Below are 16,928 nucleotides of genomic sequence, written 5' to 3' on the forward strand. Positions count from 1 at the left end.
TTGATATTAATTTTAGCACCTTTTCAAACAAATCCATTCTTTTTCTTGATTTAGAGCATATTTTAATAGTTTAAGTATGAATTTTAGACCTAGAATAAACTTAATTCTAATAATTATGTCTTTTTGAGTGGAGAAAAGGCGATTCCATATGCCTCCGTTGATGAATGAGTCATTCGCAGAAGGAAAAATAGGGAGAGAGGTAGGCATCAAAGATTGTTACCTTTCATAACGAAAGATAATACTCCTTAATCTTTGTAGCCATTCGCTTTCTTCGAAGTTGCAAAAAATCCTTATAGTCATCAATTTTCATCTGCATGATCTCCGCTGGAACGGCATTCATTTCTAAATTTTCCAACAATTCTTGTTCAGTGGAAATTCCACTTACATTCTGATTGTTATCTAACATTTGATTTTTGATAAGTGAAAAGTAATCTGCGGGAGGTTTGTTCCCTACCTTGATGTTGATCTCTGACTGCATATACACATAGTTAGCGATTTGATTGTAGTGACTTCTGTCCAAGCCATTCTTTTTCAAATAGTCTTTGGGAAATAAATGATGAATGTCACCTTTAAGTGAAATCAGATCAGAAACAAGAACATCCTTTGATAAAAAACCCTTATCGTTTGCTTTTACTTGTGAAGCTAAAAATACATGAAAGCAAGGACTACTCGCAACGGAAGTATCCAAACTCTGTGGTAGAGATGCATTCCAAAAAGCATCGGATAGTTCTCCTTCTTCTTTTTCTTTTAAATATTCATCAAATGGCTTCTGAGATATTTGCTTAATATCAAAGTCAAAAATACTCTCTGGCGAGCTTGAATACCTTCCCGTGAGAATACTATAAACTAGCCAACGCCTTACATAACTTTCAATTTTTACTGAATTAACTCCCATATCTTTTAGTTTGAGATAAACGATGTATGCAAAATTAATCGCATTCTGGGAACGAATCAGTTTGGAATTGATGAAACCTGCTGATCTTATGATCATCAAAAATCTTTTAAAATTGGTTTCATTGATAAAATTAGTAACTCCTGCCTTCAATGTAGAAAATGATTTTTCAGCAATTGCTTCTTCATAAGTTCTTGTTTCAAAATTCCTTCCTGAAAGCAAACTCACGAGATCTGACAATCGACCTCTGTTAAATTGAGTAGTAAATGCGACACGAATCAAATCATTGTAATCGGGGTCATACAGGTCATCATTCTCTGTTTTCAGCCAAAGCATTTTTTGGAATAAATCCGTTTTTGCAAATTCTTTATCATGATCAACGATGTGATTCATGAATTCGGGAGAGATACAAAGATGACAAAAGTAATCAATTGCCTTTCGTAATTCATTCCCTTTGTATTCCTCATTTGAAGCGATCTTACTCATCGCAAAGTCTGCTTGGCTAAGGACTACACCTTTCGAATTGATTCGTATGAAAATTTCTGTAACAGTTTCGATATCTAAATCTGCTGACAGTTCAATGATCCCAATTTGTTTTTTGGGAATGTTGAATAGATTAGAAAATGCATTCTGGACTTGTTTTTTATCTACATTCGGATTTAGCTCGAAGTAATTGTTTACGATCTCAAATAGATCCCCATTGATTGCCTGCGAGATATCGGGTAGCCAAGTCTTATCTTTTAAAATGGCAGGGTTTTGAACCTCGAACTTTTCATTTGTTGGGTTGAAAGCAATTTTGATTTTTACTCTTTCATACGATTTATCTATTACATAATTTCCGAGGATTGCGGATGTTAGGGCTGTGACACGCTGTTGCCCATCAATGAGTATTTTTTTACCCTCACTCAAAGTACCATCTTTCAATCGGATATTGGGGTTTCTCCAAGCAATTACGTAACCAATTGGGTACCCTTGGTACAAACTATCCATTAGATCACGAACCTTGGAACCATCCCAAACAAAAGGTCTTTGGATCTCTGGTATCGCTATTTCTCCTGAATTTACCCATGCTAAAAGAGTTTCAATAAGTTGTTGGTTAACAGAATACTTTTGCATCTATCCCCTACCCTTCATACTCATACTCAATATTGGTTTCATCAATGGAGAATTCTTCTTGAGATAAGACCCTAGCTTTTTCAACAAAATCTTTCGAATGTATTACATTTGGGATTGGTAAATTTTTTATATCTCCAGAAGTATTATTAATTGTTGGATTTATTGAATTAGCAATGAATACCTGAATTTTTGATTGTAAGCTTGGAATAATTTCGCTACCCTTATGGTTAAAAATTGAAGGTGCAGAATTAAGAAAAATTGATTTGAATTTTCGTAATCTAAATACTAGATTACTAGCACCGATTAAGTTAAATGAAATCCCCTGGTTAAAATAATTTTCCTCCGAATAAATTCTTTTCCCATAATTTCCGTATCTTGAGACAATAAAAGATTTAATCTCCAACCCCTTATTTCTCCACCTTATAACCGAAGATAAACTTTCAAGAAAGATGGAGTATTTAGAACCATCAATTATTGGTACAAATTTTTTCTCATTCTCAATATCATTTTTACTTTCTTGCAAATAAAGCGATATATCCGAATTTTTACATTCCCAATGTTTCAACAAAAACCTTTCATTGTTTGTTGTTGACATACCATTCATAACTTCTCCTAATTCACCCACCTTCTCCGCCTGCAAATACCACTTCCTAAAATTTTCCGTCCACCAGTAGATCATGGGGCTTCCTTCGATATCAGCAAACTTGCGTTGGTCGAAGTGGTAGAGGCGTTTCTGGGGTTGGTTGAGAAGAAATGGTTCTTTTACATAAGGGTCTTTTCTGAAATTCCCACTTCCAATTCTAAAAAACAGACTATCTTTATTGGATTTCTCGTTTCTAAGTATGAAACAAGCAAATCCCAATGCTCCTGGCTGTGAAATTTCTTTAAATGTCCAAACTCCTAATTGAACCAAACTATCTAAGGTAAAGTTTTCTAAGAGATATTTCCTTAAATTGAAAAACTTTTCAATGAATAAGAAATTATGAGCAGTAAGTAATGCGAAGTGTCCACTATCCTTCAATCGATCCTTAAAAGCATAGATAAACGATTCATAAAGTTCACTTGCACCATTTACAAAAATACCAGAGGCACTTTCTTCCACTTTGGAGTTTGAAAGATAAGGAGGGTTCGCAACAACTACATCATACTTTGAGTCAAGAATGCGGATCAATCGAAGCCCGCGACTCAACTGAGTTCCAAGGGTAAACACACCTAAGTCATTTCCAAGGTCATGGTCTTTTAAGAATTCTTCTAACTTGGAAAAAATATTGCCTTCAGCATCTTGGAAATACAACTCAAGTCCTGCCACTTGATTTCGAATTTCTGTTCGTATCTGCAAAAGAGATCCCAAGACATCTGATGTTCCAAGAAGTTCAATCAGGGAGTCCGCAACATTTCTTGGAACATTTAAAGATTCACAAAAGAGATCCTTAAAATGGTTTAACTCCTCTTCGCTTGTATGACTTCCGATACTTGGTCTCGTTGCAACCAAGTTCAAATGGTTCAATTGAAGCTCTCCAAACCTTCGTGCCGTCGTATACAAACTGGCAACAGCGATTTGGATGGCACGAGGATCAAGATCCACACCGTGCAAATTGTTCTCTAAGATTGATTTCGCAATCTCTGCATCAGAAGCTTCCACATAACTTGGATGGATCGACTTTAGAATTCGATCCTCTTCTTTGTAGAGATAAAAAAGAAAATAAAAGGCATACAGTAAAAAGTGACCTGAACCGCAGGCTGGATCTAAAAGTTTGATCTCTCGTATCGATCCAATTACATTTTGGATTTCTTCTTCCGATAGTTCCCTTTCGAGAAAATACTTCCAGTATTCCTCTTCTTCTGTTTCAATTAAGAGAGCTGTATCCTCGGAGATAACTTTTTTAGCGATCTTTTGGTTATGGGCTTTCCTTCGTTCTTTCAATTCTCCAAGAACTTGGATCGCATTCGTATTCCACTGGTTCTTCTTGCAAATAGCAAACCAAAGGTTTCCCACACTGTTTTGAATCAGCCACTCTACCATATAACGCTCGGTAAATAGCTGAGTCGCTGAAGCGATTTCTTTCCCTAAAATTTTACCTTTGTCTTTGACTCTTTCATTGATGGCTTCCCTATCAGGATCATTCCAATATTGGTAGATCCATCCTGCCGTAGTATCATCTAAAAAAATAGAAGAAAGTTCAGGATCATTCCATTGCAAAAACAATTCGTAGATCAATTCCCTGGGAATCCCAAAAGCCCGATCCGCCGAATCATCTAAAAATAACCCAGGAAGTTCCCTTGCATAATAGTCCGATACTTGCCTAGTTAAGAATAAAAAACCTTCATCCGCATCTTGGCAAAGATTAGGACAAAATAATTTAAATTCCTTCCAACCATTGGATTCTTTCATTCCGTGAAAAACGGGATACTTTTGAATCCCAAGGATTTCGAGCCTCATTAGGAAAAAGGTTCGATTGAGATAGGTGTAACTTCTTTCAAAGATGTATTCTTTGACACTCATCCCTGTGGTTGCTAATTTCTTTTCAATTTGCTCCCACTCGTGATAACCTATCGGATGATTTTCAAAAAGTTCTTTCTTTCGTTTCTCTTCCGAGATTTGCAAATAATAACGAGTGTTTGCGTAATCTGTAAATTTTTCGATGAGAAGGCTTTTTAATCTTCCTACTTTTGATTTTAGTTTAGAACGATCCGAGCTACTTAACATTACACCAACCGAATGGAATATCCTTTTCGAATTTCAGCCAAACAATTATCTCTTAGCTCTGAAAGCATCTCATCCAAATCAGCTTCACTTACAATATCTCGATTGTCTAAGCCATGTTTTACTTTTCGAATCTCAATACGTTTCTCTTTTTTGTATAGAAGTTCATCGAACAAATCATTTGCTTTGGATTTGTCAGTTGCTATCTGATTTCCATAGTTCTTAATTTGAAGTAAAGTTGGGTACAAACTTTCCACATCTTGTTGCTGGAGGGAAGCCTCCAACACAGTCTTGATTTGCACTTGCTCTTCTTCAGTAAGTTGCTCAAATCCTTTTCTCGATTTGATTTGGTAGTAAGCAGTTTCCACCTCGCCTCTATTTTTAAAGACGATGGATTCTCGAATTTCTTTGTAAGCATTTCGAATTGCTTCGTGAGATGAGTTAAGATCAGCCAATTCTTTCCAAGGTCGATCAGAACCAAGTTTACTTTCAATTTTTTTAATATCTTCCTCAATCCCCAACTCTTCGCCCAATTCTTTCAATTGGCGGATTTGGTGTTGGTTCAAATCGATCAGCTTTCGGATGCGATCTTCACCATCGGGCGTAAAATAGAACTTAGCTTCTTTGTATAACTGAATATCTTCTTTTAATTCAGGAAGATGGTTATATAATGTACGGACTGACTCCTCCACCGATTTATCTTTTCTACATTGATCTAAAGCTTTATGCAAGCGATTCAATTCATCAATTGATCTTAATCCTAGCTTTTTTATTTTCCCATGAAGCTCCAATACACTCTCCGACAAAGAAGGGAAGTGATTAAATATGGCATCGAATATGCTAACAGATTCAATCTGTAATCCCTGAATTCCTAAATCAGATTCTAGAAAATCTACACATTGTTTCTTCTCTCTAATAGTAGTGAATGTTATATTTTGACTTAATATTTTTAGGCGTTTGAAAATTGATATACTAAGGATGGAATCCTTTATCCCTTCATCTCGATAACTCGATGCTTCCCGATGGTCAGGCATTTTTATTTTGATTTGTTCTGCTCTGAGTAATCCTGCAATGACTGCCTGGATTACATTTTGAGGGTAACCGAAAGGTTGTGATCCATAAAAATCTAGCAGATTATCGCCATCTACAGCAATCTTATCTTTAATATAATCCAACATCCGTTGAGGAATCCCTTTATCGATCAGTGGCTCATATCTACCTGATTTTTTTGTCAAAATTGCAAGCCCATCTTTTTCATCTAACAAAGTGGGTGACGGAGAAATAATTTCTGGCTTAAATAACTGTTCAATATCCTTTGTTGTGATATTAAACTGAGCATCTCTGAATCGAAAGAAAATTTCGGGAAGAAATGCTTCTAGTTGTGATTTGAGTTTCTGCAAATATTGGTCGGCTGTATTGGAATTCTGGATCTTATATTCCCTACCATTAAAAAAAATGCGACCACTTGCCCAAGACAGAAGGATTTCTTGTTTTAATTTATCTTTGTCCCTCTCTAATTTTCTTTTTTCATCATCATAAACTCTTTGTTTTGATGAAGAAAGATTCCCGCTGTTATTTCGAATCATCTTTTCTGATTGGATGATTTGCCTTGCGAATGTATCAACTCGACTTGTTTCTCCTGGGATAAAAAAGATAACCTTTTCTTTTACCCCATTTACCGATGTTTTATATTCTTTGGCACTTTCCGAAATAAAGTAATCTTTAGTTGCTGTAGACATAGTATCTTCACGGAAGTTAAGATCGATGCGTATTTTTGGTAGTTGCTTTGGTTTGTCGACTCTTCCTTGATGAGAAAATTCCACCTCAATCGGAACATCAAAAATCTTAGGTCTTGATACAGATTCAAAAACATCTTTAGAAAATTCTAAGATCAGTTGCGATGCTTCTTCCTCATCAACAGCAAGTCTAGCCTTGTCCTTTCCCCATTCCTGGGCGACATGATCTTTAATTCGATATCCCTTCTTATCTTCAAGATAGATAAAGTTTTCCTTTTCAAGCCTCTCAATTGCCTGAGTGACAACTTCTTTCGCTGGCGTCTTGTTTACATTCGAAAACAACATTCTTTGTATCAGCTCATTTGTAACAGGCTTCAATTCAGAATTCAATTCCATGATGGCAATTATCTTTGCAATATCCACTGCAATCGGAATTTCTTCCTTCAATTTATTGGAAATGGTATCAATCGTTCCTGCCATTTCAGAACCTAACGCAGATCCTATTATGTCATAGACATCTTTCATGGTAATGTAATCACCAAGACTTCTATCTTTAAAATTGGTTCGGTGATGATTAAAGAGATCGAAAATAGTTTGCAGAACACTTCGAACGGATGCAGAATCCGCTTGCGCTTTTGTAGAATAAGCTTTAATTGCCTGACTTAAATCGAGGATAAGAGGTATATAGGAAGGAAGTAAAGGATAGAAATCAATAAGCTCATTTTGAGTGACGTTTTCTGATTCATACCCATTATTTTTAATCTTACTCACCACTTCTTGTGAGAAAAACTCCCTTAGTTGGGGGATTTTTGAGTCGGACTTTTTTAAGATCCTTCTTCTAACGATTTCATTTACATTCGTTTTATGTAAGTGAACCCTGAACCTAGGGGGAAACCGATCTTGCATTTTAGAGATTTCGATTCCTGGAACATTGTCCTCTAGTTTCTCTTGACCAGTCACAAAAAGCCAGATAGGAGAATTCTGCAACGAACCAATTTCTGAAACAAAAGTTTGAAGGTTAAGCATACGATCAGTGTTCTTTCCGATATATTGGCTCATTTCATCGATAACAATTAGCAAACGTTTGTCTGGATGGTTCAATTGCATCATGTCTTTGATTTCTTGAACAGCATTACGGATCGCTTCGCCTTCTTTTAACGTCTTATTTACATATCTTGAATAAAACCAATCTGTAGGATTCGGAAATTCATTCGGATAAAGGATATGATAAACACGAGAAAATTGATCTGGTGCTTTATCTTTATTTTTGTCCTCACTCCATTCACAATTATATTTCTGGCGATAAACTTTTAAAAACTCTTCATACCTGCCTTCTTTTTGCAAAGACAACTCATATCTTGCGATTGGTTCCTTATTACTGTAACCTAACTCAATCTGAATTTGCCTATAAATCGTTGCCGATGGTAACTCAGATGACTTTGCAACAGAACTAATATCAAAAACTACAGCGATTGCATCTCCAAACTTTTTCTTGCATTCTTTCCAAATTTCTTGGAATTCCTTTGCATTTGGATTATCATCTCGATCCACCAATGCTTCTGAAAGCAACTTCCCAGATGGTAACTTAATATCTCCAAACGACAATCCTAATAACTTAGCAAAAGAAGACTTCCCTGATCCAAAAAATCCCGAAATCCAAGACGCAGGCAATCCTTCATTAGCATCAAGAGATTTTGAAATTGATGAGAGAAGATTCACATACTGCTCATGAATTCCTGTCTCTGCACCCTCCTTGTTTGTCGTAATCACATATTCACTAACTTCCCTCTCCAATATTTCAGGAGATCTCTGTTGGAAGTAAATTACTGGATCTATAGTTTTTGTGATATCTCTAGCAAGAATCTCTTTGATAATCATTTAGTACATCCTTGGACGATAATTTGAATCAGGACTTAAAACTCCCATATAACTTAACGACGTTTCTGAAGTCCTAACACCAGGATATAAAAATATGACAGGTAATCCTCTTGTGTTAGTTAAGAAAGTTAATAAGGAAGAAGTTCGATAGAAGGGATACAGAAATCCTGCCCTCGTAATAAATACGACTCCCTTTTTACCTCGAAGACTCTTATGAAAATCTTCTATCTTTTTTGATATGGATTTCGAAATACCCTCCTCACTCTCAAGTAGATTGGAGAATACATCACTTATGAATACAAAGGAGCTACTATAATCCTTTGCATATTCAAACAAAGCTTTTTCTGTTTTTATAATATCATCAATAGACGTATCACCATCTCTCTGACCTATTAAAGCCAAGCACTCGTGTGCCAAATTAATCTCTAGAATTTCGATTCCATCTTTTTTGATCTCTTGAATCATTTCCAAAAATCTTGAACGTATAAAAAACTCTTCTGATGGTGGATAAACAAAGATTGAGAAAGGATAATTCTGGCTTTGAGTTACCTGAATCCCCTCTGGATGAGTGATATCCTTTTTTAAATCATTCAAACGTTTTAAAAGTTCAGTATTCATGGATAAACCAAACCTGACATTTGTTTCAATTGTATGGATGGTTGCTCGCCATACCACATAAGCGAGATATAATTTTCAGATTTTAGTTTTTCAAAACCATCGAACAGATCTTGCTTTGATTTAAAAAAACCTCGATACAATGAGGTTTGATGCAATTGATCGATGTCAAAACTAATGGACTTTAGCAAAAACAAAAAATAGTAAAAACCAAGACTAGAGTACAAAAGATTTTCTTTAACAAATATCTTTTGCCCATGCACTAACTTTAAAGATTTTGTCGCAGTGATTAATTTTGCAGAATATGTATTTCGAGTAAATGCTCTTGTCTCTTCAGACATTACTGTTGATAATTCACGGGACAATTGATCTCTCGTGAAAGTAGATTTTTCGGGCAGGGGATACAAAAACTGGTTCATATACCATCGGAATAATGGATCTGAAAGTGATAGGTGGGCTAAAATCACCCAAACCCAATCGACTCGATTGAATGATCCAAGATTCAATTGCAGAAATCGAAATGCAATGTCATAGTTCAGGAAGCGATGTTTAAAAACTAAAAGCAGGTTTTTTACCCTTTTGTCAGTTTTGTTCGAATACCACCGCTCACGAATCACCGTATCAACATCGATTGGATCTTTTTCTAGCAAATACCTTTCTACATAGGTTTTGGATTCTTCTGGGAATGAGCTTACTTTTAGTAAGTGGAAATTGATTTTATTTGCAATTTTCGGCAATGCCAGAAGAGAGTCGTTTACCTTTTCGATTTGGCTATTCATAATAAGGAAAACTCCATTCACCCTTTTTCAATGAAATAGCAGAAAGTAAGTTCCGAAAATGGCTGACCGAAATGTCTTTTGAACTAATTTTTTCTTTCAGCTTAACACCAAAAGCAGTTCCCTCTGTATTCGGATTCGATTCGTTTATCGATATATTCTTAAATTCTTCTAATAACTCCTCTTTCTTAGCCGAAGAATTAATAATTTTCTTTATGTTGCTTGAAATCTCAGACGGGAAACGTTTCAAATGGAAAATACGATCACTTAATTCGGATTCTAAGTAAGGAGGTGCAATAAAAATGGAAAGAGTTATAGTTTGGTTCTTTGCATCTTTCAGTTTCTTCCACTCAAAATCTTTTGCGGAAGAAACAATTGCTTCCATAGCGGAGATCTCTCCAATAAGTTGATCATCGGAAGGCAATAATTTACGAAAAAACGTACCTCCCCCATCCAAATCGGTCGCATCCAAATTTTTATCCCACCAAGCAAAACGTGGAGATTCTCCGAGACGAGCTACTAGAAATCGAATCGACAATATTGAATCTAAATCCTCTAAAGAAAAAGTCAGATTTGCTTCGATTTTAGCGTTTCCCATAAGTTTTACAATATTTTTCATTCAATATCTTAAAATTCAACCCAGTTTTATAGAAAATTGGCGACTAACAAAAAAAGAAACCCTTATAAAATTCTAATTCCCGTTATCACTTTGTGAAAGAAGCCAATGAAGTAATTTTTACAATATCATTGCGATAGGACAAATCTGAGATAGTTTTATTAAATATTTATAAAATGATGCTAAATTTCGAATTTCGAAGCAATTTTGAACTCATCATGAAAAGGTAGCCCTAATTTTGGAAGAAGTTCAGGAAGGGCAATTGCAAAACTAACGTAGTAATAAGAAAGTAGTTCATAACCAGAAAAACTCCTCCCAGGTATTTTTTGAACAGTATACCCACTCTTATCTGGGCTGATTCCATTTGTTCCAATTGTGGCAATTTCAATGGCTATATTTTTCACTTCTTCAGATGGCAAATTAGCAAAATACTTTCTAGCACCTATCATGTGTAATATTACAGCATGATTCGTCCCGATTATTTCCTGGGATTGTAGAAACCGAGCCATTTCGATATCTTCATTCGAGACTCTATTTTCGGCAGGTAATGGCTCCACATGATCTTCTTCATCGACCAAATTAAATAAATAATCGATTTGAAGTCGTTTCGCCCATCTTTGAATTAAATCGTATTCTATGCCTTCGGGCTTTTCTTTGCCTAAATTCAAAAATTGTTCGTAAAAATCTTTTGCAATTTTTAGTTCTTCTGCATTTGACTTGAAATCGTTCACGTAATCAATGCAGAATAGTTCTCCAAATTGCATGGCGAAAACTAGATTTAAAATTCTGTTTTTAGAAATTACAAACTGAGGAGCATACTCTTGAACCTTTTTACTTGTCGAGGCTTCAATATACTCTTTCATCATATAAAAGAGTGAGATCAACTGAAAAGGTCTTAACCGTTCAAAACGATCAAACAAATATTTCTCAATGAATAAGTCTATGGGGGCGTTGAAAATCTGTGATACTAAACCATCATGAAGCTTTTTGAAGTATTGGTTGATATTTATGGAATTATTCTTCTTTTCTAACTCAGTCAAAAAACCATGGAAGGGAATCTATTGCCTGGTCTTGTTTACCTAGTTCAGAGAAGATTTGTCCCAAAAGACGATGAAATTCAGAATTTGTTGGATACTGATTAACTATCGGAATTAATAATCGTTCTGCTTCTTCAAATTTACCTTTTTCACATAAAGATACTATTTTCCTGTAATCTTTATCCAAAGTTTCGATGGATTGAATATCAACCTTAATAGTCACAATATCGTTGGAAACGACAATTAAAGGCTCGTAAACCCCTACTCTATAAAAATCTGCCAGAACTTGAATAATAGATTTTTCATTACCTCTTTCAATATTTGGGAATATTGAATAAAAGAAATCATCTAATCTATGTATCAATTCCATACTTTAATTCTTAAACCTGATTTTAACCAAGTATATGTTAGCAATGACCTAGGACAATTTGAAAAGTCATAGGCTATATTGGTTTTTCAAATTCCTAGAACTCCAATTTTCCCAAAAAATCCGTGCTGAACCACCTAACTGACCAGGATCTTGGCATTTTTGGATCATTGCCCAGGTTGTCGGAGAAACTCTTTCCTCACTCCATTTGGCAAAATGGTTCCACAGCTCTTCTAATTTGATTCCTTCACTTTTTCTTTGAGTTTTATGTACTTTATTTTGTACCTCAATTGTACTTATAGGAGGTGCATCAAAATGAGAGTCAGCATTGGATTTTCCGATGGGTGCCATTTGGATTTTTTCTTTAATCTCCGTAACGGGAGTTGGATTTTTCTCCAATGCAGTTTCTGTATTCATTTTCGGATAAATCGGTTTCAGGAATCTTCGTCGACCATCAAATCCAGTTTGAATGAGTAATCCCCTTCTCTTTAGTTCTGAGATTAATCTTGAGACCGTGTCTGTTTTTAATCCGAGAATCTCTGACAGATATTTGTTTGATGCGAAACAGCCTTCTTTCTCATGCAAAGAAACTATTTCTGCAAGAAGCCTTGTTTGGCTGTGAGATAGTTTTAAATTTTCGATCCATACAGGTGTCCATACACCAGTTCTAATTTGTGCTTTCATTTTAGGTTCCGTTGTAAATCGAGAGAACACGCCTCTGGCTAGAGCAAACGATTTCATTTTTTTGCCATACTCAACTCCCCTATTCCGACGAAGTTATGCCTTCGGCTAAGTCAGGTTGTCAAATTTTTGAAAGTTCTTTCGAACGTTCAATTAGCTGGAACTTTTTGGATTCCAGGCTGTTAATCTAACGGCATTGTGGTAGTGCCGTGGCAAGACGTGTTAATCCAGCCAAATCCATTTATCGAATAGAAATGGAAACTCGTCAATAGTTTTTAGAGACATAATTAAGTTATTTGGGACTTTTGGAAAATGTCTCTGGTTTGGCTACCACACCGCCCCAGAGTGATTTTGATTAACAACCCAGTAATGGATTAATTAGTACAATGCTATCGGGGTACGAAAATTGGTACCACTTTTTTATTTTCTGAGGGAAATTTTTTTTGGGCATTTAAGTTGGGTAAATGTTCATTTTTGGTCAGCAAATCTTTGCTGGGACATTGAATTCAGATCATATTTCCGAATCGGCGTTTTCTTTATATCTCTGAGTTTGATGCAGTGTTATAATTTGGGCATTAAATCAGTTTCTTTAATTCATTATTGATCTGTTTGATTCGAATATTTGCAGATTTGATTTGCTTTTCAAGTTTAGATTTCTCTAACTTCAACCTCTTAGCTAGTTCCTTTGAAGTTAATTTAGGAGTCCTTTGCTTTTTTGCTGAATCTTTGAAATCTTTAACTTTAGATTTCTCTTTGCTCTCAAAGGAGTTAACTATCTTGATCTTCTCTTCTAAGCCAAGAGAGGATATTTGACTCATTTGATGAGTAGTCAATTTTCTAATAGTTTCAGGATTAGTTTGACCCGCTCCCTCTAATTGGGTTACGGACTTTCCATGAATGATTCTTTTTTTTACCCAATCCAAACTCTTGTGGATTTTTTTTGCGATATCTTCATTTCGTAAATTGGACTTCTCTTTTATGGTTAGCAAAGCCTTGGCAATTTCATAGTCTGTTAAATCTTCCCTTTGAATGTTCTCTAGTAATTGGATCGTATCATCATCAGTGTCACTAATGACTGTAACTGCCTTGATTGAAACATGTGGTGCGTATTTTTTTACAGCTAAGCACCTTCGATAACCATATACAAGATCATATTTTCCATTGCGATTCCTTTCTGGAGAAATTCCCACTGGCTCTAGTTGACCATTTTCTAAAATAGACTTAGCCAATTCTTCCAATGAAGATTCATCGTAATCATCACGAATATTTTTCGATAAATTCAATTCGATGTCTTGAATTGGAAGACTTAGGTATTGTTGAATACCCTCAAAGTGCGATGTCGCACTTTTGAATTCAGAATCAGAGAATATTTTTTTGAGTTGCTTTGCCATTTCTGTTGCCCTTAATTCAAATTCACTTTGTTGTTAGTAATTTCGGCAACGAATGAGTATAGTGAGGATCGTAACCTTGCCTTTGATGGGTCTTTCCCTGATAGAGTCTCGCCTCTATCGATGACTTTTTTCATAAATGCAGAGAATGGAATTCTAGATTCTAAGAGATCTGATTTGAATTTTTCTAGAAACATCTCAATATACTCCACTTCATCTTTTGAAGCTTTCTCGGCATTGCTCACTTGATTTAGGAGAATTTTGATTGGAACATTTTTACGCAGGATCTTTGCTTCCTCGTAAGAAAACTTAACTTCATCTAAATCAAAAATTGAAATTCTAGACGGCATAATCAATAAATCGCATGCCACAATTCCTGCTCGGACAATTGCATTCCATGTGGGTTGGTTATCAATCAGCACATAGTCAAAATTTTTTGAAATAGTCTGTAATTCTTCGGCTAGCCGATTCTGATCTACGGATTCCTGGATTCTGAGTAATCGTAAATCCCCAGGGCAAATGGAAAACCCTTCTGTTTCAATTATTGAACTCTGGAGACTTGATTGTCTCATATACACATCGAAGAGCGTAGAAGTTTTCTTTGCATGAGCATTCAGGGTTTTAGTAATGGAACGTTGAGGGTCTTGATCAATGAAGAGAACTTTTTTCCCAGCGTCTCGGAGTGTAATTCCACTCGCATAACAATTCGAACTTTTTCCCGATCCGCCCTTAACATTCCAGAAATCGAAAACTTCCATATTATGTCTCATATTATCTGGGTTATAAAAAATGAAAAGCAAAGTTTTTAGAAAAGTGCGAAGTCGCACTTTTTGGAGGGGAATAGGATAGATCAGAAGGAGGAGGGCTAAGTCTCAGATCAAATTTAGAATTGAACGAACGCACTTTCGCTCGATCGGGAGTTTGTTCGCAATTTAGGCAGTTCTCGTAAACACCTAATAAAGTTCGATCGTGCTTAATAAGAAGAATTTCAACTAAACAAGAAAATTTGCAGACGCTTTCCTTTGTTTTAGCTATTTGTTTCCTAAACTACCTGGATTCAGCGAGTTGAATCATTGATTACGTCCTGAATAAAGTAAGTCCCTGGAGGGGATTCTTTATAGAAATTCCTTTCAGCGAAAAAGATTATCACCCAATTCTAGTTATTCCATTTGCATATCCCAAAGTTCCAAAATCAAGCCATTGTTTAGCAACAGTAAATTCTGGGGTCAACCAGTGATATGAAGGTTCTTTTTTGCCCGAAGATAGAATAATAATAAGTAATTCTGGATAAGTGATTGAAGCATATAACATCCAGAGGTCACCCTGTATCATATATTGGATCGCGTCTTCCTCGGATGTATTCTCTTGAAATTCAGACATTCGAAAAATGGCTGGTGCTAATCTGTGGAACCCTTTTTTAGGAAATCTCGGTTCGGATTTTTCAATTTCAAAAAGTTCAAAATCCAATTCTTGGCAGAGTTTTAATTCTTCTAGTTTTACATCGATTGCTTCTAAATATTTAAACGGAATTCGTCCTGTGCAACTCTCGAATCCATGGATTCTTTTGTGAATTTTTGCAAGGAATGAAGAACTATCCGTGTTATAACCAAGGGTTTGACCAAGTTCTGTTAATTTGGCTTTATTTATTAGGGTTTCTCTACCTTTGAACCTAAGATATTCTTTTGTATGGTAAAATCGAGTGTAGTTGTCCGTCTGATTGCATTTTGATAGAAATGTATTAAAAATATTCATATCTTAATCCATTAGCCCTGTTCTTCTCATCTTATCGGAAACTCATTTGAAATATTTTTAAATCCAAGAAAAACCTTTTGAGAATCAGAATTATCAAGGCAGAAATAAAATTCTTCTTCTACGGCAATTGTCAAATATGGAACTAAAGTCCGATGAATTCGAATGATAAGATTGGATTTCTCTTCGTTGGTCTTATTAATCCGACTGAAACAGAAAGTATTCTCAAGATTCATTATGTCGGTGTTCAGGGTATGTGAATCAAAGTTTTGAAACCATTTTGCTAGCTCTATGCATTCCCAGGTTAAAAAGAGTGGATCTTTTATTTTAAAATGCTGTTCATTCTTTTGAATTTCAATTTCAAAATTCAGCCAATTGTCATCGTAATAGGATTCATTTTCGTAGGGGAACTGGTACCCAGTTGCTTTCATTCGAATCGATTGATTGAGTCGTTTGCAATAAAATTCGATCATGTAATTACCATATCATCGAGGTAGGACAAAAAAATTAGATATTCTTGAAATTTAACGAAAAGGCAGGATAGACTATTCCCAATTTGAGTAGGTAAACAATGAATTTCAATGTTTACAAGTATAAACCAATAGGATGAAATAAATTACTGATTGAACTCCAGAAGAAAATTGACCCGCTCCTCGTGATAAAGTTAAAAAAATCTTGATTCTCCAGTGATGAATCAATTAAGGCATATTAATTTGATAGGTATTAAATACATATATATTATAGAATATTATGCTATAGGTTATGCTTGTAATGTATCAGGCTTGAGTTGTCCGATTCAGCCAAAAATTAATTCAAATTTGTCCCCATTCAAACATGGCGTTTTCGATACGTTGTTCGAGAATATCGATTTTTTCTGGAATATAAAATCTTAGCTCACCAAATTTTAATTTAACCTGGTTTAATTTGCGACTCCAGCCAAATTCGATTAGATCTTTCGCTAGGGGAGTGAGGATTTTTTCCGTGCAATTTTTTGGAACGATACCATCATAACCGCTATAAAGTCCTCGAATTAAAAATTCATTTTGTTTTTTTATCAAATTTCTCTCAGGCGTATTCTCATTAAATGAATTGAGAATTCGTGTAAAAAAGCGTCCTGCAAATTCTTCATTATCATTCATCCCGCTTTGAATTTGAAAAGTCTCCACCCAAGTAAGAAAAATTGAAAGATCATCAGCGTCAAAATCCATTGGCATTATATGCTTACCGATACTTCTAAAAATATGTAATTTCTCCAACACTTTGCATATTTTCCCGAAGCAATCAAGAGAGGAGCATATTCAATCTTCTTTAGAAAAGCTCCCGCAATGTCGAGGATAAATTTTTGTTTTGTCAACCCAAACTTTTTAATCATT

At 35.3% G+C, this 16,928-nt stretch carries 14 protein-coding genes; all 14 read right to left on the reverse strand.

Annotation, left to right across the window (positions count from 1 at the left end; translation table 11 throughout):
* Window positions 1-223: 223 nt before the first annotated feature.
* The 14 genes from LEP1GSC202_RS00270 to LEP1GSC202_RS00335 all read right to left on the reverse strand — a co-directional run bounded on the left by LEP1GSC202_RS00270 (window position 224) and on the right by LEP1GSC202_RS00335 (window position 16,814).
* Window positions 224-2,008 carry a GmrSD restriction endonuclease domain-containing protein gene (locus LEP1GSC202_RS00270; RefSeq protein ID WP_015675694.1) on the reverse strand — a complete coding sequence of 595 codons (1,785 nt, stop codon included), beginning with the start codon at window positions 2,006-2,008 and terminating at the stop codon, window positions 224-226.
* 7 nt (window positions 2,009-2,015) lie between these two features.
* Window positions 2,016-4,715 carry an Eco57I restriction-modification methylase domain-containing protein gene (locus LEP1GSC202_RS00275; RefSeq protein ID WP_015675697.1) on the reverse strand — a complete coding sequence of 900 codons (2,700 nt, stop codon included), beginning with the start codon at window positions 4,713-4,715 and terminating at the stop codon, window positions 2,016-2,018.
* Window positions 4,715-8,326 (reverse strand): BREX system P-loop protein BrxC, encoded by a 3,612-nt coding sequence (gene brxC / locus LEP1GSC202_RS00280; protein WP_015675681.1) that lies wholly within the window; start codon window positions 8,324-8,326, stop codon window positions 4,715-4,717. The genes LEP1GSC202_RS00275 and brxC overlap by 1 nt, the downstream gene beginning before the upstream one ends.
* On the reverse strand, window positions 8,327-8,944 hold the full coding sequence (locus LEP1GSC202_RS00285; RefSeq protein ID WP_015675658.1) for a BREX protein BrxB domain-containing protein: 618 nt from the start codon (window positions 8,942-8,944) through the stop codon (window positions 8,327-8,329).
* Window positions 8,941-9,720 (reverse strand): hypothetical protein, encoded by a 780-nt coding sequence (locus LEP1GSC202_RS00290; protein ID WP_015675698.1) that lies wholly within the window; start codon window positions 9,718-9,720, stop codon window positions 8,941-8,943. Before LEP1GSC202_RS00290 ends, LEP1GSC202_RS00285 begins: the two co-directional genes overlap by 4 nt.
* Entirely contained in the window at window positions 9,713-10,336 is a 624-nt protein-coding gene (gene brxE / locus LEP1GSC202_RS00295) for a BREX-6 system BrxE protein (RefSeq protein ID WP_015675661.1), read from the reverse strand. Before brxE ends, LEP1GSC202_RS00290 begins: the two co-directional genes overlap by 8 nt.
* 179 nt (window positions 10,337-10,515) lie before the next feature.
* The gene (locus LEP1GSC202_RS20125) at window positions 10,516-11,373 is read right to left on the reverse strand and encodes a hypothetical protein (RefSeq protein WP_244147597.1); all 858 of its coding nucleotides are present in this window, start codon (window positions 11,371-11,373) and stop codon (window positions 10,516-10,518) included.
* Window positions 11,366-11,740 (reverse strand): tetratricopeptide repeat protein, encoded by a 375-nt coding sequence (locus LEP1GSC202_RS00305; protein ID WP_039927745.1) that lies wholly within the window; start codon window positions 11,738-11,740, stop codon window positions 11,366-11,368. The genes LEP1GSC202_RS20125 and LEP1GSC202_RS00305 overlap by 8 nt, the downstream gene beginning before the upstream one ends.
* A gap of 66 nt (window positions 11,741-11,806) precedes the next feature.
* The gene (locus tag LEP1GSC202_RS00310) at window positions 11,807-12,421 is read right to left on the reverse strand and encodes a helix-turn-helix domain-containing protein (RefSeq protein WP_015675677.1); all 615 of its coding nucleotides are present in this window, start codon (window positions 12,419-12,421) and stop codon (window positions 11,807-11,809) included.
* A gap of 572 nt (window positions 12,422-12,993) precedes the next feature.
* Window positions 12,994-13,809 (reverse strand): ParB/RepB/Spo0J family partition protein, encoded by an 816-nt coding sequence (locus LEP1GSC202_RS00315; RefSeq protein ID WP_015675690.1) that lies wholly within the window; start codon window positions 13,807-13,809, stop codon window positions 12,994-12,996.
* 11 nt (window positions 13,810-13,820) lie between these two features.
* A complete protein-coding gene (locus LEP1GSC202_RS00320; RefSeq protein ID WP_341830630.1) occupies window positions 13,821-14,576 on the reverse strand; it encodes a ParA family protein in 756 nt (251 codons plus the stop codon).
* A gap of 376 nt (window positions 14,577-14,952) precedes the next feature.
* Entirely contained in the window at window positions 14,953-15,558 is a 606-nt protein-coding gene (locus LEP1GSC202_RS00325) for a hypothetical protein (RefSeq protein WP_015675665.1), read from the reverse strand.
* A 26-nt stretch (window positions 15,559-15,584) separates the two neighbouring features.
* The gene (locus tag LEP1GSC202_RS00330) at window positions 15,585-16,028 is read right to left on the reverse strand and encodes a WapI family immunity protein (RefSeq protein ID WP_156825314.1); all 444 of its coding nucleotides are present in this window, start codon (window positions 16,026-16,028) and stop codon (window positions 15,585-15,587) included.
* A gap of 339 nt (window positions 16,029-16,367) precedes the next feature.
* Window positions 16,368-16,814, reverse strand: coding sequence for a hypothetical protein (locus LEP1GSC202_RS00335; protein ID WP_156825315.1), 447 nt, complete (start codon window positions 16,812-16,814; stop codon window positions 16,368-16,370).
* Between the last annotated feature and the right edge of the window lie 114 nt (window positions 16,815-16,928).

The sequence above is a fragment of the Leptospira yanagawae serovar Saopaulo str. Sao Paulo = ATCC 700523 genome (assembly GCF_000332475.2).
In the GTDB taxonomy this organism is placed as follows: domain Bacteria; phylum Spirochaetota; class Leptospiria; order Leptospirales; family Leptospiraceae; genus Leptospira_A; species Leptospira_A yanagawae.